Origin of the sequence: Azospira sp. I09 (assembly GCF_009177135.1) — a bacterium.
GTDB lineage: Bacteria > Pseudomonadota > Gammaproteobacteria > Burkholderiales > Rhodocyclaceae > Azospira > Azospira oryzae.
Map to the genome: position 1 here is coordinate 486,977 of NZ_AP021844.1, position 22,061 is coordinate 509,037.

Sequence of the window (22,061 nt, forward strand, 5' to 3'; positions counted from 1 at the left end):
TCCCGCCTTTCGCCTTACCCCTTCAGCCACTCCCTCTCGAAATCCCATGGCCGACATCATCTTCCTGCGTGGCGCTCCCGCCTTTTCCGCTTTCCGTCTGCAACGTCTCCAGGCTCGATTGAGCGCCGCCGTGCCCGCCGTGGCCGGGGTGGAAGCGGACTACTGGCACTTCGTGCAGCTCGACCAGCCCCTGGCCGACGATGCCCGCGGCCAGCTGGCCAGACTGCTCGAAGAGCGTCACGGCGAGGAACGCGGCGACGACCTGGAACTGTTCCTGGTGACGCCCCGCATCGGCACCATTTCCCCCTGGTCCTCCAAGGCCACCGACATTGCCATCAATGCGGGCCTTGCCGCCGTCGAACGCATCGAGCGGGGCATCGCCTACTGGGTGCGCACCCCGGGCGGCCGCAGCCTTTCCGCCGAGGAACGGGCTGCCGTGGCGGCCCAGCTGCACGACCGCATGACCGAATCCGTCATGGCCGACTTCGACGAGACCGCCGGCCTGTTCCGCCATTTCGAAGCCCAGCGCCTGTCCCGCGTGGACCTGCTGGCCGGCGGCCGGCCCGCCCTGGTGGCGGCCAACACCGACCTGGGCCTGGCCCTGTCGGAGGACGAAATTGACTACCTGCTGGACATCTACCAGAAGGCGGGGCGCAACCCCACCGACGTAGAACTGATGATGTTCGCCCAGGCCAATTCCGAACACTGCCGCCACAAAATCTTCAACGCCGCCTGGGTGGTGGATGGGGAAGCCCGTGACGAGACCCTGTTCGGCATGATCAAGGCCACCCACAAAGCCAATCCCCAGGGCACGGTGATGGCCTATGCGGACAACGCCTCCATCATCGAGGGTGCCAAGGTGCCCCGTTTCTACCCCCAGGCCGACGGCTCCTACGCCTACAGGGAAGAGCTGACCCACATCCTGACCAAGGTGGAAACCCACAACCACCCCACCGCCATCTCTCCCTTCCCCGGCGCCTCCACCGGTTCCGGCGGCGAGATCCGCGACGAGGGCGCCACCGGCCGCGGCTCCAAGCCCAAGGCCGGCCTCTGCGGCTTTTCCGTTTCCAACCTGTTCGTGCCTGGCGCCGAGCGGCCCTGGGAAACCAGCATCGGCAAGCCTTCCCGCATCGCCTCGGCCCTCTCCATCATGCTGGAAGGCCCCATCGGCGCCGCCGCCTTCAACAACGAATTCGGCCGCCCCAACCTGACCGGCTACTTCCGCACCTATGAAGAGAACGTGGGTCCGGAAGTGCGCGGTTACCACAAGCCCATCATGATCGCCGGCGGCCTCGGCAACATCGAGGACGGCCAGTCCTTCAAGGCTGAAGTCTTCCCCGCCGGCACCCTGCTGGTGCAGCTGGGCGGCCCCGGCATGCTCATTGGCCTGGGTGGCGGTGCCGCTTCCTCCATGGCCACCGGCGCCAACAACGAGGACCTGGACTTCGCCTCCGTGCAGCGGGGTAATCCGGAAATCCAGCGCCGTGCCCAGGAAGTGATCGACCGCTGCTGGCAGATGGGTGTGCCCAAGAACGACATCGCCGCTCCCGGCGACGGCAACCCCATCCTCTCCATCCACGACGTGGGTGCCGGCGGCCTGTCCAATGCCTTCCCCGAGCTGGCCCACTCCGGCCAGTGCGGCGCCACCTTCGACCTGCGCGCCGTGCCCATCGAGGAACCGGGCATGAGCCCGGCGGAAATCTGGAGCAACGAATCCCAGGAACGCTACGTCCTGGCCCTGCCGCCTTCCCGCCTGGAGGAATTCAAGGCCCTGTGCGAGCGGGAGCGCTGTCCCTTCGCCGTGGTCGGCGTCACCACCGCCGATGGCCGCCTCAAGGTGACCGACGCCAAGCTGGGCGAGGACCCGGTGGACATGGACATGGAAGCCCTGCTCGGCAAGCCGCCGCGCATGACCCGGGAGGCCGTGCACCAGGCGCCCGCCGCCGTGCCCTTCGCCGCCGACAGCATCAATCTCAAGGATGCGGGCTACCGGGTGCTGCAGCTGCCCTCCGTGGCCGACAAGACCTTCCTCATCACCATCGGCGACCGTTCCGTCGGCGGCATGACCGCCCGGGACCAGATGGTCGGCCCCTGGCAGGTGCCCGTGGCCGATGTGGCCGTGACCCTGATGGGCTACCAGGGCTACCAGGGCGAAGCCTTCGCCATGGGCGAGCGCACCCCCCTGGCCGTGCTCGACGCCCCCGCTTCCGGCCGCATGGCCGTGGGCGAGGCGGTGACCAACCTGGCCGCTGCCCCCATCAACAAGCTCTCCGACGTCAAGCTCTCCGCCAACTGGATGGCCGCTGCCGGCTACCCGGGCGAGGACGCCCGCCTCTTCGATACGGTCAAGGCCACCTCCGAGGTGTGCCAGGCCTTGGGGCTTTCCATCCCCGTGGGCAAGGATTCCCTCTCCATGCGCACCGCCTGGGAAGAGGGCGGTGAAAAGAAGCAGGTGGTCTCCCCCCTGTCCCTCATCGTCACCGGCTTTGCCCACAGCCCGGATGTGCGCCGCACCCTGACCCCGGTGCTGCAACTGGACCAGGGCGAAACCGAACTGCTGCTGCTGGACCTCTCCGCCGGCAAGAACCGCCTGGGCGGCTCCGCCCTGGCCCAGGTCTACAACGCCACCGGCGAACAGGTGCCCGATCTGGATGAGCCCAAGCTGCTGGCAGCCTTCTTCGCCGTGGTGCAGCAGCTCAACCAGGACGGCCTGCTGCTGGCCTACCACGACCGTTCCGACGGCGGCCTCTTCGCCGCTGCCTGCGAGATGGCCTTTGCCTCCCGTTGCGGTATCACCATCAACGCCGACATCCTGGCCTACGACCCCCTGCAGAACGATGTGGATGGCGCCGAGAAGCGCCCCGACCTGCTCGAGGGCCGCTCCATGGAGCTGCTGGTGAAGGCCCTGTTCAACGAGGAACTGGGCGCCCTGGTGCAGATCCGCCGGGCCGACCGGGAGAAGATCACCGCCATCCTGCGCGAGGCCGGCCTGGGCCAGTGCTACGCCCTGGTGGGTTACCCCAACGACCGGGACCAGGTGCGCGTCTTCCGCAACGCCAAGCCCCTCTTCTCCGAGAGCCGGGTGGACCTGCAACGGGCCTGGTCCGAGACCTCCTACAAGCTGCAGTCCCTGCGCGACAACCCGGACTGCGCCCAGCAGGAATTCGACCGCATCCTGGACACCCAGGACCCGGGCCTCTCCGCCAGCCTCACCTTTGACATCGCCGAAGACGTGGCCGCCCCCTTCATCAACAGCGGCGCCAAGCCGAAGATGGCCATCCTGCGCGAGCAGGGCGTGAACAGCCATTACGAGATGGCCGCCGCCTTCGACCGGGCCGGCTTCCATTCCGTCGATGTGCACATGAGCGACATCCTGGCCGGCCGGGTCTCCCTGCAGGACTTCAAGGGTGCCGTGGCCTGCGGCGGCTTCTCCTACGGCGACGTGCTCGGCGCCGGCCAGGGCTGGGCCAAGACCATCCTGTTCAATGGCAAGGCCCGGGACGAGTTCTCCGCCTTCTTCCAGCGCCCCGACACCTTCGCCCTGGGCGTCTGCAACGGCTGCCAGATGATGAGCGCCCTCAAGGAACTGGTGCCCGGTGCCGAGCACTGGCCCGCCCTGCAGCGCAACATCGTGGAGCAGTTCGAAGCCCGCTTCGTCATGGCTGAAGTGACCGAGTCGCCTTCCCTGTTCTTCGCCGGCATGGCCGGTTCCCGCATGCCCATCGTCGTCTCCCACGGCGAGGGCCGGGCCGAGTTCGCCAACGCCCAGGACCAGGCCAAGGCCCTGGTGGCCCTGCGCTATGTGGACAACAAGGGTGCGCCCACCGAGGTCTATCCCTACAACCCCAACGGCTCACCTGCCGGCGTCACCGGCTTCACCACCGCCGACGGTCGCTTCACCATCATGATGCCGCATCCGGAACGGGTCTTCCGCTCCGTGCAAATGTCATGGCATCCTAGCGCCTGGGGCGAAGACAGCCCCTGGATGCGCATGTTCCGCAACGCCCGCCGCTGGGTGGGCTAGGAACACCCAGGGCCGGGAGCGGCAGCCGGACAGAAGATCCGGCGCCGCGCCACAGGAACGGCCCTCAACTTTCAGGGAGGTATGCGATGGCATTCATGCCATGGACCAAGGAGCTGGAACTGGGGCTGGCCGAGATTGACCGGCAGCACCACTGGCTCGTGGATCAGACCAACGCGCTGCACGACGAGCTGTCCGCCCCGGCCCCCAGCCGGGACAAGGTGGGACAGATTCTGGAGGGGCTGGTGGATTACACCCACAACCACTTCATCGTCGAGGAGGTGTTGTTCCAGCAGTTCGGTTACCCGGAAACCCCGGCCCACAAGGCCGAACACGACGGTTTCACGGGCAAGGCCATGGATCTGCTGATGCGTTTCGAGGATGGGGAAGAGGTGACCATGGAAGCCCTCGATTTCCTCAAGGAATGGCTGGTGCACCACATCTGCCAGGTGGACCGGGCCTACGTGCCTTTCCTCAAGTCCAAGGGCGCCCTCTAGCCGCCCCCAACGATACGGTAATCAGATGGCGGCTGCGGCCGTCAGGCCAGGCCGGCGGCGCTCGATGAAAAGGGTGCTCCCGGCCTGTCTTTTTGCCTGCTTCTTGGCCATGCTGGCTGCCGCCGCCACCTCGTGGTGGGAGCTGAAGAGGCCCGGCTCCACCCGCAGGGCGCCGATGGAAAGGGAGGGCAGGGGATTGAAAACGGTGCGGCCCTTGCGGTCCTCGCCGACGAAGCCGCCCCGGGCCAGGTCTTCCGGCGCCACCAGGGCCGGCATGCGCTGGTCGAACAGGCGCAGGGCGCGGGCGCAGCGCTCCTCCCAGTCCGGGCTCTGGAACAGGATGATGAAATCGTCGCCGCCGATGTGGCCGATGAAGTCCAGGCGCGGGTCCGCCACTTCCGCCATGAGCAGCCCCAGCATCTGGATCACGTCGTCGCCCTTGCGGTAGCCGTAGGCGTCGTTGAAGGGCTTGAAGTTGTCGATGTCGTAGTAGCAGGCGGCAAAGGCCGTCTGGCTCTCCAGCAGGCGCTCGGCATGCTCGTTGATGGGCACGTTGCCCGGCAGCTGGGTCAGGGGATTGGCGTAGCGGGCGGCGGAAATCTGCATTTCCGTGATCATGGCCATCAGGTCCTGGCCGCTGCCGACCCCGACGTAGGAACCCTGGTCGGTGATGACGAAGCCGTCGTAGAGATAGTGCTTGGCGGCCCGGGCGATCATCAGCCCCACCTCCTGTACCGACAGGTTCTGGTCCACCACCAGGGGCGCCGGGTCCATGAACAGGGTGCACGGCTTCTTGCCGTACAGCTCCCGGCGGAAGGGGCGGGCGAAGCGGTCGATCAGGTTGTGGCGGTTGATCAGGCCCAGGGGCTGGCCCTGGTGCACCACCGGCAGCACGTGCAGTTCCGGGTTGTCCTCGAAGCGCTGGTACACCATGTCGTTGCAGGCGTCCGGGGCGATGGGCTCGATGAAGTGGCTGAGGGCCCGGGCGGTGCTGCCGCCGGCGCCGCCGGCATTGGGGAAGATGGCGATCTGGCGATTTTTCAGGGCGGCCAGGGTGTCGCTTTCCGGCAGGGTTCGCGGCGTTGGCGCCGGGCGGGCGATGAAGAAGCCCTGGCCGCAGGCGATGCCCAGGTCGCGCACGGTGGTGAAGTCGGCCTCGGTCTCGATGCCCTCGGCGATGATGTAGGCGCCGCAGGTTTCGGCGATCTCGTGCATGGAACTGACCAGCTTGAACTTGAGGGCGTCGTCGGCGATGCCCTGGATGAAGTGCCGGTCAATCTTCACGTATTCGGGGCGCAACTCCGACCACAGGCGCAGGTTGGAGAAACCCTCCCCCAGGTCGTCGATGGCGATGCGGTAGCCCTGGCCCCGGTAGTGCATGAGGGCGTCGTGGAGGTCGGCGAAGTCCTCGATCTGCTGGTTTTCCGTCAGTTCGATGATGATGCGGCTGGGGGACAGGCCCAGTTCCCGCAGCAGGCCCTGGGTTTCCCCGTTGCGGAATTCCGGGTCCTTGAGGCAGCCGGGGCTGACATTGACGAAGAGGTTGCCGGGCAGGTTCAGCTGGGCGAAGGCGCGGAAGATGGCGATGCGGCAGGCCCGCTCCAGCTCCATGGTCAGGTCCAGGCGGCGGGCCAGTTCGAAGAGGGCGGCCGGGGTGTGCAGGGGGGAGTCGATGGGGCCCCGGATGAGGCCCTCGAAGCCCATGTAGGACTGGCCCCGGTAGTCCAGGATGGGCTGGAAGACGGGAGTGAGCCGGCCTTCCCGGATCAGTTCGAGCAGGATGTCGGCTTCTTCGGCGCCGGGCAGGGAGTGGGCGCGGAAATTGAGGGCAAGGCGTTCGAGCAGGGAGGCGGCGGTCATCGTCTTCTCCACCAGGGAGGCAGGATCGCCACTGTAGGCGGGGGAGGTTACATGGCGATGACGCAGGACGAAAAAAAGGGGGAGGGCCATGGGCCGCTCCCCCTTGATCGGCGGGCCTCTCCGGGGAGAGGCCGCCAGCAGGCTTATTCCACCTTGGCTTTGGCGCGCAGGTCCTTGACCATGTTTTCCACGATCTGCTGCTGGGCGCGCTGCTGCAACTGGCCCTTGACCTGGTCGAAGGGAGGCGGGTTCAGGGGACGGGTGTCTTCCAGCTGAATGATGTGCCAGCCGAAGTCGGACTTCACCGGGGCATCGGTCAGCTTGCCCTTTTCCAGGCGCACCAGGGCGTCGGCGAAAGGCTTGACGTAGTTGCTGGGGTTGGCCCAGCCCAGGTCGCCGCCGTTGTCCTTGGAGCCGGGGTCCTTGGACTGCTTGGCCAGCTCCTCGAACTTCTCGCCCTTCTTCAGCTTGTCCAGGATCACCTTGGCTTCGGTTTCGTTGTCCACCAGGATGTGGCGGGCCTTGTATTCCTTGCCGCCGAGCTTGGACTTGATCTCTTCGTAGTCCTTCTTCAGCTGGGCATCGGTGACCGGGTGCTTGGCCAGGTAGTCCTGGATGAAGGCGCGGATCAGCACGGCCTGGGAGGCCAGACCCATCTGGGCGGCGACGTCGGCCTTCTTGTCCAGGCCCTTCTTCTTGGCTTCCTGGCTGAGGATTTCGCGGCGGACCAGTTCCTCGCGCACGGCGGCGCGCAGTTCCGGACCTTCGGGGGCGCCCTGGGCCTTCTGTTCGGCGATGAAGGCATCAGCCAGGCTCTGGGGCACGGCGGTGCCGTTCACCACCACGGCGGCGGGAGCCTTTTGGGCCATGGCATTGGCCGAGAGAAGGGCGCCGCAAACCAGGGCGGCGGCCAGCTTGGAAGCGGACTTGGAAATAGTCTGCATGAACTTGTCCTTGTGCTGTGTGATGGGTGGGGTAAAACGCGATTATACGGAGTCTTGGTCCGGCGTCAGGGCATTTATGGCGAGGGCATGGATGGGCCCCCGCATCATGTCGCCCAGGGCGTCGTAGACCAGGCGGTGGCGGGCCACCGTGTTCTTGCCGGCAAAGGCGGCGCTGACCAGGGTCAGGCGGTAATGGCCGCCGCCGCCGGCAGCGCCGGCATGGCCCCGGTGGGCCGCCGACTCGTCGTCGATGTGCAGGCGCAGGGGGGCCAGCACGGCCAGCCGCCGCTGCATTTCGGCCAGGGTGTCGCTCACGCCGGCAGTACCTTCTTGAAGGGCTTGACCGTGACCTGGGCGTAGACGCCGGCGGCCACATAGGGGTCCGCATCGGCCCAGGCACGGGCGGCTTCCAGGGAGGCGAACTCGGCGACGATGAGGCTGCCGGAGAAGCCGGCCGGGCCAGGATCGGGGGAGTCGATGGCGGGGCAGGGGCCGGCCAGGATCAGGCGGGCTTCCTGCTGCAGCTGGGTGAGCCGCTCCAGGTGGGCGGGACGGGCGGCCAGACGGGCCTCCAGGCTGCCGGGGCGGTCTTCGCCGATGATGATGTAGAGCATCAGTTTTTCTCCTCGTCGCTCACGTACTTGGACAGCATGGCCCCCTGGATGAGGACGAACACCAGCATCAGGCCCATGCCGCCGAACAGTTTGAAATTGACCCAGGTTTCCGTGGGGTAGTGGAAGGCCACATAGAGGTTGAGGGCCCCCATGAGGCTGAAAAAGGCGATCCAGGACAGGTTCATGCGCTGCCAGGCGGCATCGGGCAGTTCCATCTTTTCCTGCATCAGGCTGCGGATCAGGTTGCGGCGGAAGAACAGGGTGGCGCCGCCCAGGATCAGGGCGAACATCCAGTACAGCACCGTCGGCTTCCACTTGATGAAGGTCTCGTCGTGCAGCACCAGGGTGGCGCCGCCGAAAATGACGATGATGGCCAGGCTGACCCAGAGCATGGTGTCCACCGGCTGGCGGCGCAGCTTGAGCCAGCCGATCTGGCCGAAGGTGGCGGCGATGGCCACGGCGGTGGCGACGTAGATGCCGGCGAACTTGAAGGCGATGAAAAAGAGGAGGACGGGGAACAGGTCGAAGAGAAACTTCATGGGTATCCGGAAAGGGGCATGCAGCCGTGCTGGGGTCGCTGGATTATGGCGGCTTTCCCCCGGGCTGTCCATGGCGCCTCTGCTATACTTTGCGGTTACAAATCGTCACGAAAAACACCGTGGGGCGGGGCTTTGCAGCCCGCCGCCGGCAGGCGCTTCCCCGGCCCCGCCGGACCCTTTCGTGGCGGCCCTTTTGGCGCCCTTTCCGTTCTTCCGGCCCTTGCCCATGAACCAGACTCCTGACGTCCGCCGCCGCTTCAGCCTGCTGCCCTACCGCATCAGTTCCCAGGTGGCGCTGCTGGTGTCCCTGCTGTTCATGCTCACCGTGTTCGCCTTCACCGCCTACACGGTGCAGGAACAGGCCGACCTGTCCCAGGAAACCATCACCCGCCACAGCCAGGCCCTGGCCGAGAACATCGCCCTCACCGCGGCGCCCCAGATGGTGCTGGGGGACGAGAGCGCCCTCGAGTATTTCCTGCTGCGCTCCGCCGAGTATCCGGACATCCAGGCCCTGACCCTGATCGACGCCAGGGGCAAGGTCCTGGCTTCGGTGCGCAAGGATGCCCAGGGCGGCTCCAGCGCCGAGTACGGCGTTTCCCGCCTGTTGCCGCCCCATGGCGAGGAGCCCCGCTCCAACCTGCTGGAAACCCCGGCCGGGCGCCGCCTGCTGCTGTGGCAGCCGGTGGTCAGCGGCCAGGTGCTGGGCTGGCTGCGCCTGGAGATCGGCCTCGACCTGCTGGCCGATGCCCAGCGCCACATCTGGCAGGACAGCATCGTCACCGCCCTGGCCGCCATCATCGGCAGCACCACCCTGTTGCTGCTGTTCCTCCTGCGGCCCCTGCGGGCCCTGCGCCAGGCCACGGATTTCGCCTCCCGTCTCGACGTGCTGCGGGGTCAGAGCCTGCCGGCCTACCACGGCAGCCTGGAGATCGGCGAGCTGGTGCAGGCCCTCAACCGGGCCTCGCGCCGCCTCAAGCAGCAGGAAGAGACCATCGAGGAAAACAGCCGCTTCCTGCAGAGCCTGACCGACGCCCTGGGGGAAGGGGTCATCGCCACCGATGCCGAGGGGCGTTGCACCTTCATCAACGCCGAGGGCGAGCGCATGCTCGGCTGGCGCCGCCAGGAGCTGCTGGGCAAGGATGTGCACCACACCATCCACTTCCAGACCGCCACCGGCTTCCACGTCAGCCAGGACGAATGCCCCCTGCACTCGCCGGCGGTGGCCAGCCGGCCCTTCCGTTCCGAGCTGGATGCCTTCACCCGCAGCGACGGCAGCGTCTTCCCCATCTCCGTCGTTTCCGTGCCCCTCTTCGAGGGCGAGCGTTTCACCGGCACCGTGGCCGCCTTCCAGGACATCACCGAGCGCAAGCGGGACGAGGACTTCCTCATGGCCACCACCTCCCGCCTCTCGGCCCTGATCGAGAGCATGCAGGCGGGCATCCTGGTGGAGGACGAGAACCGCCAGATCGTGCTGGCCAACCAGGCCCTGGGCCAGCTGTTCGAACTGGATGTGGACCCCCAGGAGCTGGTGGGGGTGGATTGCCGCCTGGTGCTGCAGCACCTGCAGGGCCTGTGCGCCGACGGGGCCCGGTTCGTGCCCCGGGTGGAGGCGGTGGTGGAGGACCGGCGCGCCGTCCTCGGCGAGGAAATCCGCCTGGCCGACGGGCGCGTCCTGGAGCGGGACTACATTCCCATCTACCTCTTCCCCCAGGTGGCCCAGCCGGAGGACTACCGGGGTCACCTGTGGCTGTTCCGCGACATCACCGAGCGCAAGCATGCGGAGCTGGAGCTGCAGCAGGCCAAGGAGGCGGCGGAATCGGCGAACCGGGCCAAGGGCGAATTCCTGGCCAACATGAGCCACGAAATCCGCACCCCCATGAACGGCATTCTGGGCATGACCGACCTGGCCCTGGATTCGGCCCTGACGCCGGAGCAGCGGGACTACCTGGAGATGGTCAAGTCCTCCGCCGACGCCCTGCTGGTGATCATCAACGACATCCTGGACTTCTCCAAGATCGAGGCCGGCAAGCTGGAGCTGGAGCACATCCACTTCCACCTGCGCCAGCTGCTGCGGGAAACCCTCAAGCCCCTGGAACTGCGCGCCCGCCAGCGCAGCCTGACGCTGCGCTGCGAGGTGCCGGAGGAGGTGGCCGACGGCTATCTGGGGGATCCGGGGCGGCTGCGCCAGGTGCTCATCAACCTGGTGGGCAACGCCATCAAATTCACCGAGGAAGGCCAGGTGGCGGTGCGCATCGAAGCCCGGGACGGGCTCCTGCACTTCGCCGTCAGCGATACCGGCATCGGCATTCCGGCGGACAAGCAGCAGCTCATCTTCGAGGCCTTCTCCCAGGCCGACAGCTCGGTCACCCGCCGCTTCGGCGGCACCGGCCTGGGCCTCACCATCTGTACCCGGCTGGTGCGCCTGATGGGCGGCCACATGTGGGTGGAGAGCGACCCGGGCCAGGGCAGCACCTTCCATTTCACTGCCCGCCTGGAGGCCGTGGCCGGTCCGGCCGAGAGTGGCGAGGCCGACGCCGGCCGGGGTGAGGTGGTGCTGCCGCCCCTGCGCCTGCTGGTGGCCGAGGACAACCCGGTGAACCAGAAGCTGGTGCTGACCCTGCTGCAGAAGCGGGGCCACCGCGTGACCCTGGCGGACAACGGCCAGCAGGCCCTGGCGGCCCTGGCGACGGACCATTTCGACCTGGTGCTGATGGACATGCAGATGCCGGTCATGGGCGGCCTCGAAGCCACCCGCCGCATCCGGGCGGCGGAAGCGGCCCGGGGCGACGGCCAGCACCTGCCCATCGTCGCCATGACCGCCAACGCCATGGCCGGGGACCGGGAACTGTGCCTGGAGGCGGGCATGGACGGCTACGTTTCCAAGCCCCTGCGCCGGGACGAATTCTTCTCTGCCATGGCCGATGTGCTGCCGTCCGAGCTGTTGCGCCAGGCCGGCGCCGCTGCGGCGATACCCGCAGACGGCCAGGCGGCGGCTGCCGCGGCCCCTTTCGAGTCGGCGCCGGCGGCGCTGCGCCGCTGCGACCGGGCCGAAGCCGTGGCCCGCCTGGAAGGGGACGAGGAACTGTTCGCCATGCTGGTGAAAATGTTCAGCGACGACCTGCCCAACTACCTGCAGCGCCTCAACGCCGCCCTGGCGGGGCAGGACATGGAGGCCCTGTCGCGGGAGGCCCACACCCTGAAAGGGCTGCTGGCCACCTTCAGCGCCGGCCGCGGCACGGCCCTGGCCCTGGAACTGGAAACCCGGGCCAAGGGCGGCCACGTGGAAACCCTGGGCGTGCTGGTGCGGCAACTGCAGGAAGAACTGGAACTGGTGCGCCAGGAACTCTTGGCGGGCGCGCCCGCCGCCTGAAACGGCAGGCCGGGAGCCTGCCGTGGGGGAGCTGGGTCCGGACGGCCCGCTGCGGATCGGAAGTCGTGGGTTGCGTGCGGCGGCAGGCCGGAGACGCCCGTTCGGCGCCGCTTTCCGTCATGCCATGCCGGACATCGGCCAGGGATGCGCCTCCTGGCCGGGTGCCCGCAGGGATTTGTTGCCGGGTGCCTAGGGCAGGCGCAGCAGGTCGCCGGCCGCGGCAGCGTCCACGCCGTGGGGAATGACGCCCAGCAGGGGCGCCGGCAGGGCCCGCTCCAGGCAGGCCAGGTTTTCCTCGAAGCGGCTCATGGCCGGATCGATGCGGTTGGCCACCCAGCCCGCCAGGGGCAGGCCCTGGGCGGCGATGGATTCGGCCGTGAGCAGGGCGTGGCTGATGCAGCCCAGGCGCATGCCCACCACCAGGATCACCGGCAGGCCCAGTTCCCGGGCCAGGTCGGCGGCGTCGAAATCGTCCCCCAGGGGCACGCGCCAGCCGCCCACTCCTTCCACGATCAGCACCTCGGCCAGGGGCTTGAGCTCCTGAAAGGCATGGCGGATCACCGCTGCCTTGATGGGGCGGCCGGCTTCGGCGGCGGCGATGTGGGGAGCGATGGGCGGGGCGAACAGATAGGGATTGACCAGGTCCCGGGGCGCCGCCACGGAGGCGGCGGCCATCAGGCGGCGCACGTCGTCGTTTTCCCCGTCGGCCTCGGTGCCGGCCGCCACCGGCTTCATGGCCAGGGCCGACAGCCCCTGGCGCCGGGCGGCGTGCAGCAGGGCGCAGGCGGAGAAGGTCTTGCCGATTTCCGTATCGGTGCCGGCGATGAAATAACCCTGTTTCATGGTGCGGTCCTCACTGAAAGGCGTTGGCCACAGAGGGCACAGAGATCACAGAGAAAGGCATGAAACATTGAGGGGATGGAATGCCGCCACCAACCGTGGCATCCGGACGGTTTTTCCCCTCCGCGTTCTCTGTGCCCTCTGTGGCAAAGGTTTTTGTACCCGCTCACTTCACCGCCGTGCACAGCACCACATCGTAGGTGGCGGGCAGGCCGGCGGCGCTGCGGTGGCGTTCGTAGCGCGCTTCCACGGTTTTCCAGGCGGCCTTGCCGAGGAAGCCGGTGCGGCGGGCGCCGCCCACCTGGTTGGCGCCGATGTCCTTGATGGCCCGCAGCAGGCTGCGCAGGTCCGGGTAGAAGATCTGCAGCTTGCGCCGCTCCACCCGCAGTTCCTGGAAACCGGCGCCGAGCATGGCTTCGCCGCAGGTGGCCGGAGGCGCGAAGGGCAGCACGTGGCGATGGCTGTCGATGCCGGCGAAAGCCTCCCCCAGTTCGGCGAAGGTGCCGGGCCCCAGGGTGCTGAAGGCGAGGACGCCGCCGGGCGCCAGCACCCGGGCCGCTTCCTTGAGACTGTGGCCCAGGTCGCACCACTGCACGGCCAGGCTGGACCAGTAGAGGGCGGCGCTGCCGGCGGCCAGGGGCAGATGTTCCAGGTCGGCGCACAGCGGCAGGCCGCCGTTGTCCCCTTCCCGGGCCCGGGCCAGCATGGCCGGGGCGAAGTCGGCCAGGAGCAGGGGGTGGCCCGGATAGCGGTGGGCCAGCAGGCCGGCGCCGTAGCCGGTGCCGCAGCCGGCGTCGAGGAGAAAGCCGGCGGGCAGCTGGCCGTCCCCGGGCGGCAGGGAGGATTCCAGGGCGTCGCACACCTGGCGTTGCAGGGCCGCGGCCTGGTCGTAGGAGTCGGCGGCCCGGTCGAAGGCGCGGCGGATGTGGCGTTTTTCCATCAGGCGGGCAGTCCTTCCGCCCAGGCCTGCAGATGGCCGGCGAAGGCGGCCGGATCGTGCAGGAAGGGGGTGTGGGCGGCCTCCGCCATGAGCTGCAGTTGGCCGTGGGGCAGCTGGGCGGCCAGCCAGCGGGCGGCCTCCACCGGCATCAGGGGATCGGCCTCGCCGTGGATGACCAGGGCCGGATGGGGCAGCTTGGGCGCCAGGGGGCGCAGGTCCAGGTCCCGCAGCCAGTCCAGGCCCCGCAGCAGGGCGGCCTTTTCCGCCAGGGGGGCCTTGGTCAGGGGCGCCAGCTGGCGGTTGATGTCCTTGGCCAGGCTGTCGCCCTGGTTCATCAGGGTGGCGAAGCGCGGCAGCACCGGGCCCGGGGCCAGGCCCACGGCGGCGGAGAAACCGCCGAGCAGGCTGGCCGGCTGGCCGGCGTTCCAGCCGTTGCCGGCGAGGAAGCGGGGCGAGGTGGCCACCAGCACCAGGCCGGCGATGCGCTTGGGGGCCCGGGCCACCATCAGCTGGGCCAGCTGGCCGCCGAGGGACCAGCCGAGCAGCAGGGCGCCCTCGGGCACGTCGGCCAGCAGGGCGTCCACGGTGGCGGCCACCGAGTCGGCGCCGTCGGGTCGGCCCGGATAACCGGGCAACTGCAGCCGGGTGACGGAGAAATGGGGCGTCAGGTGGGGCAGCAGGGCCTCCCACACCCGGGAATCCAGGCCCCAGCCGTGGAGCAGGGCCAGGGGGCGCTTGGTGGGGGAATTCATGGCGTCGGACTCAATTTTTCAGCGGCCCGCATTCGGCCAGGGCCGCCACCAGGGCGTCCACCTGGCCCACGGTGTGGGCGGCGGAAAGGGTGATGCGCAGCCGGGCCTGGCCCTTGGCCACGGTGGGCGGGCGGATGGCGGGCACCCAGATGCCCCGCTCCAGCAGGGCCCGGCTCAGGGCCAGGGTGGGTTCGTTGTCGCCGATGACCAGGGGCTGGATGGGAGTGGGGGAATCCAGCAGCTGCCAGCCCCGCTCGGCGCAGAGGGGTTCCAGGCCCAGGCGCAGGCGGGCGATGAGGGTCACCAGATGGGCCCGGCGCTCGCTGCCGGCGGCGATCAGTTCCAGGCTCTTCTGCAGGGCGCAGGCCACGGCCGGGCTGGCGGCGGTGGTGAAAATGTAGGTGCGGGCCTTCTGCAGCAGCCATTCCAGGACCTTAGCGCTGCCGGCGACGAAGGCGCCGGAGACGCCGGCGGCCTTGCCCAGGGTGCCCATGTAGAGGACCCGGGGCGAGGGAATGAGCTTCACCGCGGCGGCGCTGCCCCGGCCCTGGCCCACCACGCCGAAGCCGTGGGCGTCGTCGATGACCAGCCAGGTGTCGTATTTCTCGGCCAGTTCGTAGAGTTCTTCCAGGGGGGCGATGTCGCCGTCCATGCTGAAGATGGCGTCGGTGACGATCATCTTGCGCGGCGCCTGGCTGGCGGCCAGCTGGCTTTCCAGATGGGCCAGGTCCAGGTGCCGGTAGCGGTGGCTGTCGGCCCGGGAGAGCTGCACCGCATCGATGAGGGAGGCGTGGTTGAGCTTGTCGGCGAAGACCGCGTCGCCCCGGCCCACCAGGGCCGGAATCATGGCCAGGTTGGCCATGTAGCCGGTGGAGAAGTACAGGGCCCGCTGGCGCATGACGAAGGCGGCCAGGGCTTCTTCCAGCTGGTGGTGGGGGCGCAGGTGGCCGCTCACCAGATGGGAGGCGCCGGAGCCGGCGCCCCACTGCCGGGCGCCCTCGGCCATGGCCTCGGCGATTTCCGGGTGGTTGGCCAGGCCCAGGTAGTCGTTGCTGCAGAAGGCCAGCACCGGCTTGCCGTCCGCCACCATTTCCGGCCCGCAGGGGGAATCGACGATGCGGCGGCGGCGGGTCAGGCCTTCGGCTTCGATGGCTTTGAGTTCGGCGTCCAGGCTTTCCCAGATCATGCGAGTGTGGCCTCCAGGGTGGCCAGGGTGCCCTGGCAGAGATGGCGGGCCTCGTCCTCGGAGAGCACGTAGGGCGGCATCAGATAGACCGTGTTGCCGATGGGGCGCAGCATCAGTTCCCGCTCCAGGCCGGCCTTGTAGAAGCGGCGGGAGAAGGAGGCGTCGGCCCCTTCCACGTCGAACGCCAGGATCATGCCGCGGCGCCGGTAGTGGCGCACCCGGGGATGCTGGCGCAGGGGTTCCAGCAGCTGGTGCAGGCGCTCCGAGAGCAGCCGGTTGGCGGCGATCACGTCGTCCTGCTCGAAGATGTCCAGGGTGGCCAGGGCGGCCCGGCAGGCCAGGGCGTTGCCGGTGTAGGAATGGGAGTGGAGGAAGCCCCGGGTCACGGCATCGTCGAGGAAGGCTTCATACACGGTGTCGGTGGTCAGCACCACGGAGAGGGGCAGGTAGCCGCCGGTGATGCCCTTGGAGAGGCAGAGGAAGTCCGGCCGGATGTTGGCCTGCTCATGGGCGAAGAAGGTGCCGCTGCGGCCAAAGCCCACGGCGATCTCGTCGCAGATGAGGTGCACGCCGTAGCGGTCGCAGGCCTGCCGCGCCAGACTCAGGTAGAGCGGATCGTGCATGGCCATGCCGGTGGCGCACTGGATCAGGGGCTCCACGATGAGGGCGGCGATGTGGCCGTGGTGGGCTTGCAGATGGGCTTCCAGGGCCGCGGCGGCGCGCCGGGCCACGTCGGCGGCGGTCTCGCCGTCCCGCGCCAGGCGGGCGTCGGGGGAGGGCAGGACGGCGGCGGGGCGGATCAGGGGAGCGTAGGCATCCTTGAACAGGGCTACGTCGGTGACCGCCAGGGCGCCCACGGTCTCGCCGTGGTAGCTGCCTTCCAGGCAAAGGAAATCGGTCTTCTCCGGCTGGCCCGTGTTGCGCCAGTAGTGGTGCGACATCTTCAGGGCGATCTCGGTGGCCGAGGCGCCGTCGGAGGCGTAGAAGGCGTGGCCCAGGGCGCCGCCGGTGAGAGCGGAGAGGCGTTCGGAGAGCTGCACCACCGGCTCGTGGGTGAAGCCGGCCAGGATCACGTGCTCCAGGGTTTCCAGCTGGTCCCTGAGGGCAGCGTTGATGCGCGGGTTGCGGTGGCCGAAGAGATTGACCCACCAGGAGCTGACCCCGTCCAGGTAACGGCGGCCGTCGAAGTCTGTCAGCCATACCCCTGCGCCGCTCTGGATGGGGATCAGGGGCAGTCCGTCGGCCGCCAGGTGGTGCTGCATCTGGGTGCACGGATGCCAGACAGCGGCAAGGCTGCGGTCCAGGAGGCGGCGGTTTGCGGACATGGGGCGTGGGCGGGATGGTGGGCAGGGATGGTGGACAGGTCGCGGCGCCGGGGCCACCACCTCAAGCCCGCCATTTTACCCGCCCCGGCAGGCCAGTGCCAAAAGCGATGCGCAAAGACGGCGACAAAATGGCTAGAATAGCCTGCGGCAGCCCCGCCGACCGAGGCGGGGAGGGGCCGACCAAAACAATATCGCTGGCACAACTAAGGGTTGAGAGGCGGGAGACAATCGATGAAAAACATGAAGCTGGGTTGGAAGCTTTTCCTGCTGGTGGCCCTGGCGGTCGCCGGCTTCCTCGTCAATTCCGGCCAGGGGCTGTTCCTGCTCAAGGAAAACCTGCTGGAAGACCGCAAGCTGAAGACCAAGAACGTGGTGGAAACGGCCCACGGCATCCTGGCCTACTACTACCGGGAGCAGCAGGCCGGCCGCCTCTCCGAGGAGGACGCGCGGCAGACCGCCGCCGCCGCCATCAAGGGCCTGCGCTACGAGGGCGAGGAATATTTCTTCCTCATGGACTTCAACGCCAACATCGTCATGCATCCCATCAAGCCGGAGATGGATGGCAAGAATTTCGCCGAGACCAAGGACCCCAAGGGCAACCGCCTGTTCTCGGAAATGTCCCGCATCGGCCGGGACGTGGGCCAGGGCTACTACGCCTATTTCTGGCCCAAGCCGGGCAAGAGCGAGCCGGTGGAGAAGATCTCCTACGTCAAGGCCTTCAAGGAATGGGGCTGGCTGGTGGGCTCGGGCATCTACATCGACGACGTGGATGCGGTCTTCTTCAAGGCTGCCACCACCCAGGGCAGCCTGGCCATCGGCGGCCTGATCCTGCTCATCGGTTTCTCCGTCTATCTGATGAAGACCATCGTCGGGCCGGTGCAGCGCATGCAGAAGGTGATGGAGGCCCTGGCCGAGGGCGACATGACGGTCCATGCCTCCTCCGACGCCAAGGATGAAATCGGCCTCATGCTGCAGGCGGCCGAACGCATGATCGACCGCACCCGCAAGGTCATCCAGGAGGTGCGGGTCAGCGCCGATGCCCTGGTCAATGCCTCGGACCAGGTCAGCGTCACCTCCCACAGCCTCTCCCAGTCCGCCTCCGAGCAGGCCGCCAGCGTCGAGGAGACCTCCGCCTCCATCGAGCAGATGTCGGCCAATATCGAGCACAACAAGGACAATGCCCACCTGACCCAGGACATGTCGGCCCGGGCCGCCAGCGATGCCCAGGTCGGCGGCAAGACCGTGGGCGCCACGGTGGAGGCCATGAAGCAGATCGCCGACAAGATCGGCATCGTGGACGAGATCGCCTACCAGACCAATCTGCTGGCCCTCAACGCCGCCATTGAGGCGGCCCGGGCCGGCGAGCACGGCAAGGGCTTCGCCGTGGTGGCCGGCGAGGTGCGCAAGCTGGCCGAGCGTTCCCAGGCCGCCGCCCACGAGATCGGTGAACTGGCCGGCAAGAGCGTGGAGCAGGCGGAAAACGCCGGGCGCCTGTTCCAGGACATGATGCCCAACATCGAAAAGACCGCCCAGCTGGTCAAGGAAATCGCCGCCTCCTCCGAGGAACAGGCCATCGGCGCCGGCCAGATCAGCCAGGCCATCAGCCAGGTGAACCAGACCACCCAGCACAACGCCAGTGCCTCCGAGGAACTGGCGGCCACGGCCCAGGAACTCCATTCCCAGGCCGAGCGGCTGAAGCAGAACATCGCTTTCTTCCGCATCGACTGAGGCGGGAAAGCTTAGCCACAGAGGGCACAGAGAACACAGAGATTAAAAACGGCGGCCACGGGCCGCCGTTTTTTTTCGCCCCCAGCTTTGCCACGGCGACGCTTCAACTCTGTGTTCTCTGTGCCCTCTGTGGCCCGCTTTTATTGCCTGTCCTGAAACGTATAAGGGACGCCATTCTCCACGGTGATGCGGTGAAGAGTGGCGTCCCTTCTGCCTGGTGGGGCAGGGCTTTGCGAAGTCCTACTGGTAGCGCAGGGCCTCGATGGGGTCCAGGCGGGCGGCCTTGCGGGCCGGGTAGTAGCCGAAGAAGATGCCGACCCCGGCGGCGACGCTGAAGGCGACGATGACCGAACTGCCGGAGATGATCACCGCGGTGCCGGTGAGCAGGTTGGTCAGCACGGCGCCGCCGATGCCCAGCAGCAGGCCGATGAGGCAGCCGGCGATGGAGATGACGATGGCCTCCAGCAGGAACTGGGTCAGGATGTCCTTCTCCCGGGCGCCGATGGCCATGCGGATGCCGATCTCCCGGGTCCGTTCGGTGACCGAGACCAGCATGATGTTCATGATGCCGATGCCGCCCACCAGCAGGGAGACGGAGGCGATGGCGCCCAGCAGCAGGGACATGATGCGGGTGGTCTCCGCCGCCGAGTCGGCCACGGCGGTGAGGTTGCGCACGTTGAAGTCGTCGTCCTGGCCGGGGCGGATGCGGTGCCGTTGGCGCAGCAGGGCGTTCATGGAATTTTCCACCGCCGGCATCACCTCGGGCGCCGCGGCCTTGACCATGATGGCCCGCACCGAGCCCTGGAAGGGCGTGCCGAAGAGCTTGCGCTGGGCCGTGGTGAGGGGAACGATGAGTACGTCGTCCTGGTCCCGCCCGTCCAGGCTCTGGCCCTTGGGTGCCAGCACGCCGAGGATGAGGAAGGGGGCCTGGCCGATGCGCAGGGTCTTGCCCGTCGGGTTCTCGGCACCGAACAGGTTCTGGGCCGCGGTCTTGCCGATCAGGGCCACCCGGGTCGAGGCCCGCAGGTCCGAATCGGTGAAGGGCGAGCCGTCCACCAGGGCCCAGGAGCGCACGTCCAGATAGGCCGGCGTGGTACCGATGACGTAGGAGTTCCAGTTGCTCGAGCCATACACCAGCTGGGCCGAACCCTGGTGCACCGGCGCCGCCGTTTCCACCCCGTCCAGCTCGGTGATGGCTTCCGCATCGGTGACGGTCAGGGTGGGGGCGTTGCCGCTGCCGCTGCGCACGCCGCCGGCGTTGGTGAAGCCGGAGAGGACGATGAACAGGTTGCTGCCCATGGAGTTGATGGACTGGGCCACGGCGTACTGGGCGCCCTGGCCGATGGCCAGCATCAGCACCACGGCGCCGACGCCGATGACCATGCCGAGCATGGTGAGGAAGGTGCGCAGCCGGTTGGCGCCCATGGCGCGCCAGGCTTCGCCGAGCATGGCGGTCAGCATGGCTGGGTCTCCCCGGCGGGCAGGTCGTGGTGGGTCGGCGCATCGTGCACGATGCGGCCGTCGAGGAAGCGCACCTGGCGCTTGGCGTGCTGGGCGATATCCGGCTCGTGGGTGACCAGGACGATGGTGATGCCCTCCCGGTTCAGTTCCTCGAACAGGGCCATGATCTCCTCGCTGGTGTGGCTGTCCAGGTTGCCCGTGGGCTCGTCGGCCAGGATCAGGCGGGGCCGGTTCACCAGAGCCCGGGCGATGGCCACCCGCTGCTGCTGGCCGCCGGAGATGCGGTTGGGCAGGGATTTGGCGTACTGGCCCAGGCCCACCTTGGCCAGCAGTTCCCGGGCCCGCTGGCGCCGCTCTTCCTTGTCCACGCCGCAATAGACCAGGGGCAGGGCCACGTTGTCCTCCAGGCTCATGCGCGGCAGCAGGTTGAAGCCCTGGAAGACGAAGCCGATGGTGCGGTTGCGCAGCAGGGCGGTCTGGTCCTTGTCCAGGGCCGAGACGTGCTTGCCGTCGAGGATGTAGTCGCCGCCGCTGGGCCGGTCCAGGCAGCCCAGGATGTTCATGAAGGTGGACTTGCCGGAGCCGGAGGGGCCCATGATGGCGACGAACTCGCCGGCATGGATGGCAAGGCTGACGCCCTTGAGCACCGGGAAGGGGCCCATGGGCGTGTCGTAGGCCTTGTCCAGGCCGGCCACCTCGATCACCGCCGCCGCGTCGGCGGAGGCCGTCGCAGCGCTCATCAGAACATCCTCATGCGCATGGTGCCGCCGCTGCTGCCGCCCGCATTGGCGCCGTCCGGCAGGTTCTCGCCGACGATCACCTGGTCCCCCGCATTGAGTTCGCCGCCGACGATTTCCGTGTTGCGGTTGTCGGTGATGCCCAGGCTGACGCTGACCGGCACCACTTCGCCGCCGCGCAGCACATGGACGGTGCCGCTGGCGCTGTCCCGCTTGCGCTGGCGCTCGCCGGCACCCTTGCCGTTGCCGGGGCCGGCTGCTCCCGGCGGGCCGCCGGCCGGGGCGCCATTGCTGGCGGCATTCGGGGCCGGCTTCTGGCCGCCGTTGGGCTTGTAGCGCAGGGCGGCGTTGGGCACCAGCAGTACCTCGTTGCGTTTGGCCACGGCGATGTTCACATAGGCGGTCATGCCCGGCAGGAGGATCTGCTCCGGGTTGTCCACCACCACCACCACGTTGTAGGTGACCACGTTCTGCTGGGTGGTGGGGTTGAGCCGCACCTGCTTCACCTCGCCCTTGAACTGGCGGTTGGGAAAGGCATCCACATTGAACTTCACCGGCTGGCCCACCTTGATGTTGCCGATGTCGGCCTCGGCGAAGCTGGTGTAGATCTGCATGGCCGTCAGATCCTGGGCGATCTTGAACAGGGTGGGGGTCTGGAAGCTGGCGGCCACGGTCTGGCCCACGTCGATCTGCCGGTCCACCACCACGCCGGAAACCGGGGAGCGGATCACCGAGTAGCCCAGGTTGGCCCGGTCCTTGTCGTTGGCCGCCTTGTACTGGTTGAGCTGGGCCTGGGCGCTGCGGCGGGCCTGCACCGCCTGGTCCAGCTCCTGGCGGCTGACGTATTCCTGGGCGAAGAGGGACTTCATGCGTTCCTCGCTGGCGATGGCCAGGTCCAGGGAGGCCCTGGCGCTGGCGATGTTGGCATCGCTCTGGTGCACCTGGGCGGAATAGAGGGAGTCGTCCAGCTCGGCCAGGATCTGGCCCTGCTTCACCTGGTCGTTGAAATCCACGTAGAGCTTTTTCACCGTGCCGGAAACCTGGGTACCCACATTGACCAGGGTCACCGGGTTGAGGGTGCCGTTGGCCGAGACGCTCTGGGTCAGTTCCCCCTTTTCCAGGGTCTGCAGCTTGTAGCGCTGCTCCAGGCCCGGGGCGGTGAGCTTCTGGTAGGCGACGTAGCCGCCGCCGGCGAGGAGCAGGGCGGCCAGAATCAGGACGACGGTTTTCTTCTGGGGGCGTTTCAT

Annotated in this window: 17 protein-coding genes; 4 read left to right on the forward strand and 13 right to left on the reverse strand. The window is 68.0% G+C overall.

What is annotated here, in order from left to right; translation table 11 throughout:
* Nucleotides 1–46: 46 nt before the first annotated feature.
* Nucleotides 47–4,024 carry a phosphoribosylformylglycinamidine synthase gene (gene purL / locus AZSP09_RS02280; RefSeq protein WP_152089050.1) on the forward strand — a complete coding sequence of 1,326 codons (3,978 nt, stop codon included), beginning with the start codon at nucleotides 47–49 and terminating at the stop codon, nucleotides 4,022–4,024.
* 86 nt (nucleotides 4,025–4,110) lie between these two features.
* The gene (locus AZSP09_RS02285) at nucleotides 4,111–4,518 is read left to right on the forward strand and encodes a bacteriohemerythrin (RefSeq protein ID WP_130458653.1); all 408 of its coding nucleotides are present in this window, start codon (nucleotides 4,111–4,113) and stop codon (nucleotides 4,516–4,518) included.
* A gap of 21 nt (nucleotides 4,519–4,539) precedes the next feature.
* On the opposite strand, the gene AZSP09_RS02290 is transcribed toward AZSP09_RS02285, so the two are convergent.
* Genes AZSP09_RS02290 through AZSP09_RS02310 form a run of 5 tightly spaced genes read right to left on the reverse strand, consistent with a single transcriptional unit; the run spans nucleotide 4,540 to nucleotide 8,475 of the window.
* Nucleotides 4,540–6,468, reverse strand: a complete 1,929-nt coding sequence (locus AZSP09_RS02290) for a GGDEF domain-containing protein (RefSeq protein ID WP_014237906.1) — start codon at nucleotides 6,466–6,468, stop codon at nucleotides 4,540–4,542.
* A 53-nt stretch (nucleotides 6,469–6,521) separates the two neighbouring features.
* Nucleotides 6,522–7,322 carry a peptidylprolyl isomerase gene (locus tag AZSP09_RS02295; RefSeq protein ID WP_152089051.1) on the reverse strand — a complete coding sequence of 267 codons (801 nt, stop codon included), beginning with the start codon at nucleotides 7,320–7,322 and terminating at the stop codon, nucleotides 6,522–6,524.
* A gap of 42 nt (nucleotides 7,323–7,364) precedes the next feature.
* Nucleotides 7,365–7,616: a BolA family protein gene (locus AZSP09_RS02300; RefSeq protein WP_043799444.1), complete on the reverse strand. Its 252-nt coding sequence runs from the start codon at nucleotides 7,614–7,616 to the stop codon at nucleotides 7,365–7,367.
* A gap of 17 nt (nucleotides 7,617–7,633) precedes the next feature.
* A complete protein-coding gene (locus tag AZSP09_RS02305) occupies nucleotides 7,634–7,936 on the reverse strand; it encodes a YciI family protein (protein WP_014237903.1) in 303 nt (100 codons plus the stop codon).
* A complete protein-coding gene (locus tag AZSP09_RS02310; RefSeq protein ID WP_152089052.1) occupies nucleotides 7,936–8,475 on the reverse strand; it encodes a septation protein A in 540 nt (179 codons plus the stop codon). The genes AZSP09_RS02305 and AZSP09_RS02310 overlap by 1 nt, the downstream gene beginning before the upstream one ends.
* Before the next feature lie 226 nt (nucleotides 8,476–8,701).
* Between AZSP09_RS02310 and AZSP09_RS02315 the strand changes: the two genes are divergently transcribed.
* Nucleotides 8,702–11,845: a PAS domain-containing hybrid sensor histidine kinase/response regulator gene (locus AZSP09_RS02315; RefSeq protein WP_172974677.1), complete on the forward strand. Its 3,144-nt coding sequence runs from the start codon at nucleotides 8,702–8,704 to the stop codon at nucleotides 11,843–11,845.
* A 189-nt stretch (nucleotides 11,846–12,034) separates the two neighbouring features.
* Here the strand turns inward: AZSP09_RS02315 and bioD are convergent, their stop codons facing one another.
* From bioD to AZSP09_RS02340, 5 genes are all read right to left on the reverse strand, one after another.
* Nucleotides 12,035–12,688 carry a dethiobiotin synthase gene (gene bioD / locus AZSP09_RS02320; protein ID WP_152089054.1) on the reverse strand — a complete coding sequence of 218 codons (654 nt, stop codon included), beginning with the start codon at nucleotides 12,686–12,688 and terminating at the stop codon, nucleotides 12,035–12,037.
* A gap of 163 nt (nucleotides 12,689–12,851) precedes the next feature.
* On the reverse strand, nucleotides 12,852–13,625 hold the full coding sequence (gene bioC, locus AZSP09_RS02325; RefSeq protein ID WP_152089055.1) for a malonyl-ACP O-methyltransferase BioC: 774 nt from the start codon (nucleotides 13,623–13,625) through the stop codon (nucleotides 12,852–12,854).
* Nucleotides 13,625–14,377: an alpha/beta fold hydrolase gene (locus tag AZSP09_RS02330; RefSeq protein WP_152089056.1), complete on the reverse strand. Its 753-nt coding sequence runs from the start codon at nucleotides 14,375–14,377 to the stop codon at nucleotides 13,625–13,627. Before AZSP09_RS02330 ends, bioC begins: the two co-directional genes overlap by 1 nt.
* A gap of 10 nt (nucleotides 14,378–14,387) precedes the next feature.
* The gene (gene bioF, locus AZSP09_RS02335) at nucleotides 14,388–15,563 is read right to left on the reverse strand and encodes an 8-amino-7-oxononanoate synthase (protein ID WP_014237897.1); all 1,176 of its coding nucleotides are present in this window, start codon (nucleotides 15,561–15,563) and stop codon (nucleotides 14,388–14,390) included.
* Entirely contained in the window at nucleotides 15,560–16,888 is a 1,329-nt protein-coding gene (locus AZSP09_RS02340; protein ID WP_152089057.1) for an adenosylmethionine--8-amino-7-oxononanoate transaminase, read from the reverse strand. Before AZSP09_RS02340 ends, bioF begins: the two co-directional genes overlap by 4 nt.
* Nucleotides 16,889–17,119: 231 nt before the next feature.
* On the opposite strand from AZSP09_RS02340, the gene AZSP09_RS02345 reads away from it, so the two are divergent.
* Nucleotides 17,120–18,616, forward strand: coding sequence for a methyl-accepting chemotaxis protein (locus AZSP09_RS02345; protein WP_130458645.1), 1,497 nt, complete (start codon nucleotides 17,120–17,122; stop codon nucleotides 18,614–18,616).
* Nucleotides 18,617–18,856: 240 nt separating this feature from the next.
* Here the strand turns inward: AZSP09_RS02345 and AZSP09_RS02350 are convergent, their stop codons facing one another.
* The 3 genes from AZSP09_RS02350 to AZSP09_RS02360 are packed head-to-tail and all read right to left on the reverse strand — an operon-like array spanning nucleotide 18,857 to nucleotide 22,061.
* Entirely contained in the window at nucleotides 18,857–20,077 is a 1,221-nt protein-coding gene (locus AZSP09_RS02350) for an ABC transporter permease (RefSeq protein WP_014237894.1), read from the reverse strand.
* Nucleotides 20,071–20,817, reverse strand: a complete 747-nt coding sequence (locus AZSP09_RS02355) for an ABC transporter ATP-binding protein (RefSeq protein WP_152089058.1) — start codon at nucleotides 20,815–20,817, stop codon at nucleotides 20,071–20,073. Before AZSP09_RS02355 ends, AZSP09_RS02350 begins: the two co-directional genes overlap by 7 nt.
* Nucleotides 20,817–22,061, reverse strand: coding sequence for an efflux RND transporter periplasmic adaptor subunit (locus AZSP09_RS02360; RefSeq protein ID WP_152089059.1), 1,245 nt, complete (start codon nucleotides 22,059–22,061; stop codon nucleotides 20,817–20,819). The genes AZSP09_RS02355 and AZSP09_RS02360 overlap by 1 nt, the downstream gene beginning before the upstream one ends.

Coding starts and splice junctions, on each gene's coding strand:
- purL (WP_152089050.1), top strand. CDS start 47: ATGGCCGACATCATCTTCCTGCGTGGCGCTCCCGCCTTTTCCGCTTTC.
- AZSP09_RS02285 (WP_130458653.1), top strand. CDS start 4,111: ATGGCATTCATGCCATGGACCAAGGAGCTGGAACTGGGGCTGGCCGAG.
- AZSP09_RS02290 (WP_014237906.1), bottom strand. CDS start 6,468: ATGGCCCTCCCCCTTTTTTTCGTCCTGCGTCATCGCCATGTAACCTCC.
- AZSP09_RS02295 (WP_152089051.1), bottom strand. CDS start 7,322: ATGCAGACTATTTCCAAGTCCGCTTCCAAGCTGGCCGCCGCCCTGGTT.
- AZSP09_RS02300 (WP_043799444.1), bottom strand. CDS start 7,616: ATGCAGCGGCGGCTGGCCGTGCTGGCCCCCCTGCGCCTGCACATCGAC.
- AZSP09_RS02305 (WP_014237903.1), bottom strand. CDS start 7,936: ATGCTCTACATCATCATCGGCGAAGACCGCCCCGGCAGCCTGGAGGCC.
- AZSP09_RS02310 (WP_152089052.1), bottom strand. CDS start 8,475: ATGAAGTTTCTCTTCGACCTGTTCCCCGTCCTCCTCTTTTTCATCGCC.
- AZSP09_RS02315 (WP_172974677.1), top strand. CDS start 8,702: ATGAACCAGACTCCTGACGTCCGCCGCCGCTTCAGCCTGCTGCCCTAC.
- bioD (WP_152089054.1), bottom strand. CDS start 12,688: ATGAAACAGGGTTATTTCATCGCCGGCACCGATACGGAAATCGGCAAG.
- bioC (WP_152089055.1), bottom strand. CDS start 13,625: ATGGAAAAACGCCACATCCGCCGCGCCTTCGACCGGGCCGCCGACTCC.
- AZSP09_RS02330 (WP_152089056.1), bottom strand. CDS start 14,377: ATGAATTCCCCCACCAAGCGCCCCCTGGCCCTGCTCCACGGCTGGGGC.
- bioF (WP_014237897.1), bottom strand. CDS start 15,563: ATGATCTGGGAAAGCCTGGACGCCGAACTCAAAGCCATCGAAGCCGAA.
- AZSP09_RS02340 (WP_152089057.1), bottom strand. CDS start 16,888: ATGTCCGCAAACCGCCGCCTCCTGGACCGCAGCCTTGCCGCTGTCTGG.
- AZSP09_RS02345 (WP_130458645.1), top strand. CDS start 17,120: ATGAAAAACATGAAGCTGGGTTGGAAGCTTTTCCTGCTGGTGGCCCTG.
- AZSP09_RS02350 (WP_014237894.1), bottom strand. CDS start 20,077: ATGCTGACCGCCATGCTCGGCGAAGCCTGGCGCGCCATGGGCGCCAAC.
- AZSP09_RS02355 (WP_152089058.1), bottom strand. CDS start 20,817: ATGAGCGCTGCGACGGCCTCCGCCGACGCGGCGGCGGTGATCGAGGTG.
- AZSP09_RS02360 (WP_152089059.1), bottom strand. CDS start 22,061: ATGAAACGCCCCCAGAAGAAAACCGTCGTCCTGATTCTGGCCGCCCTG.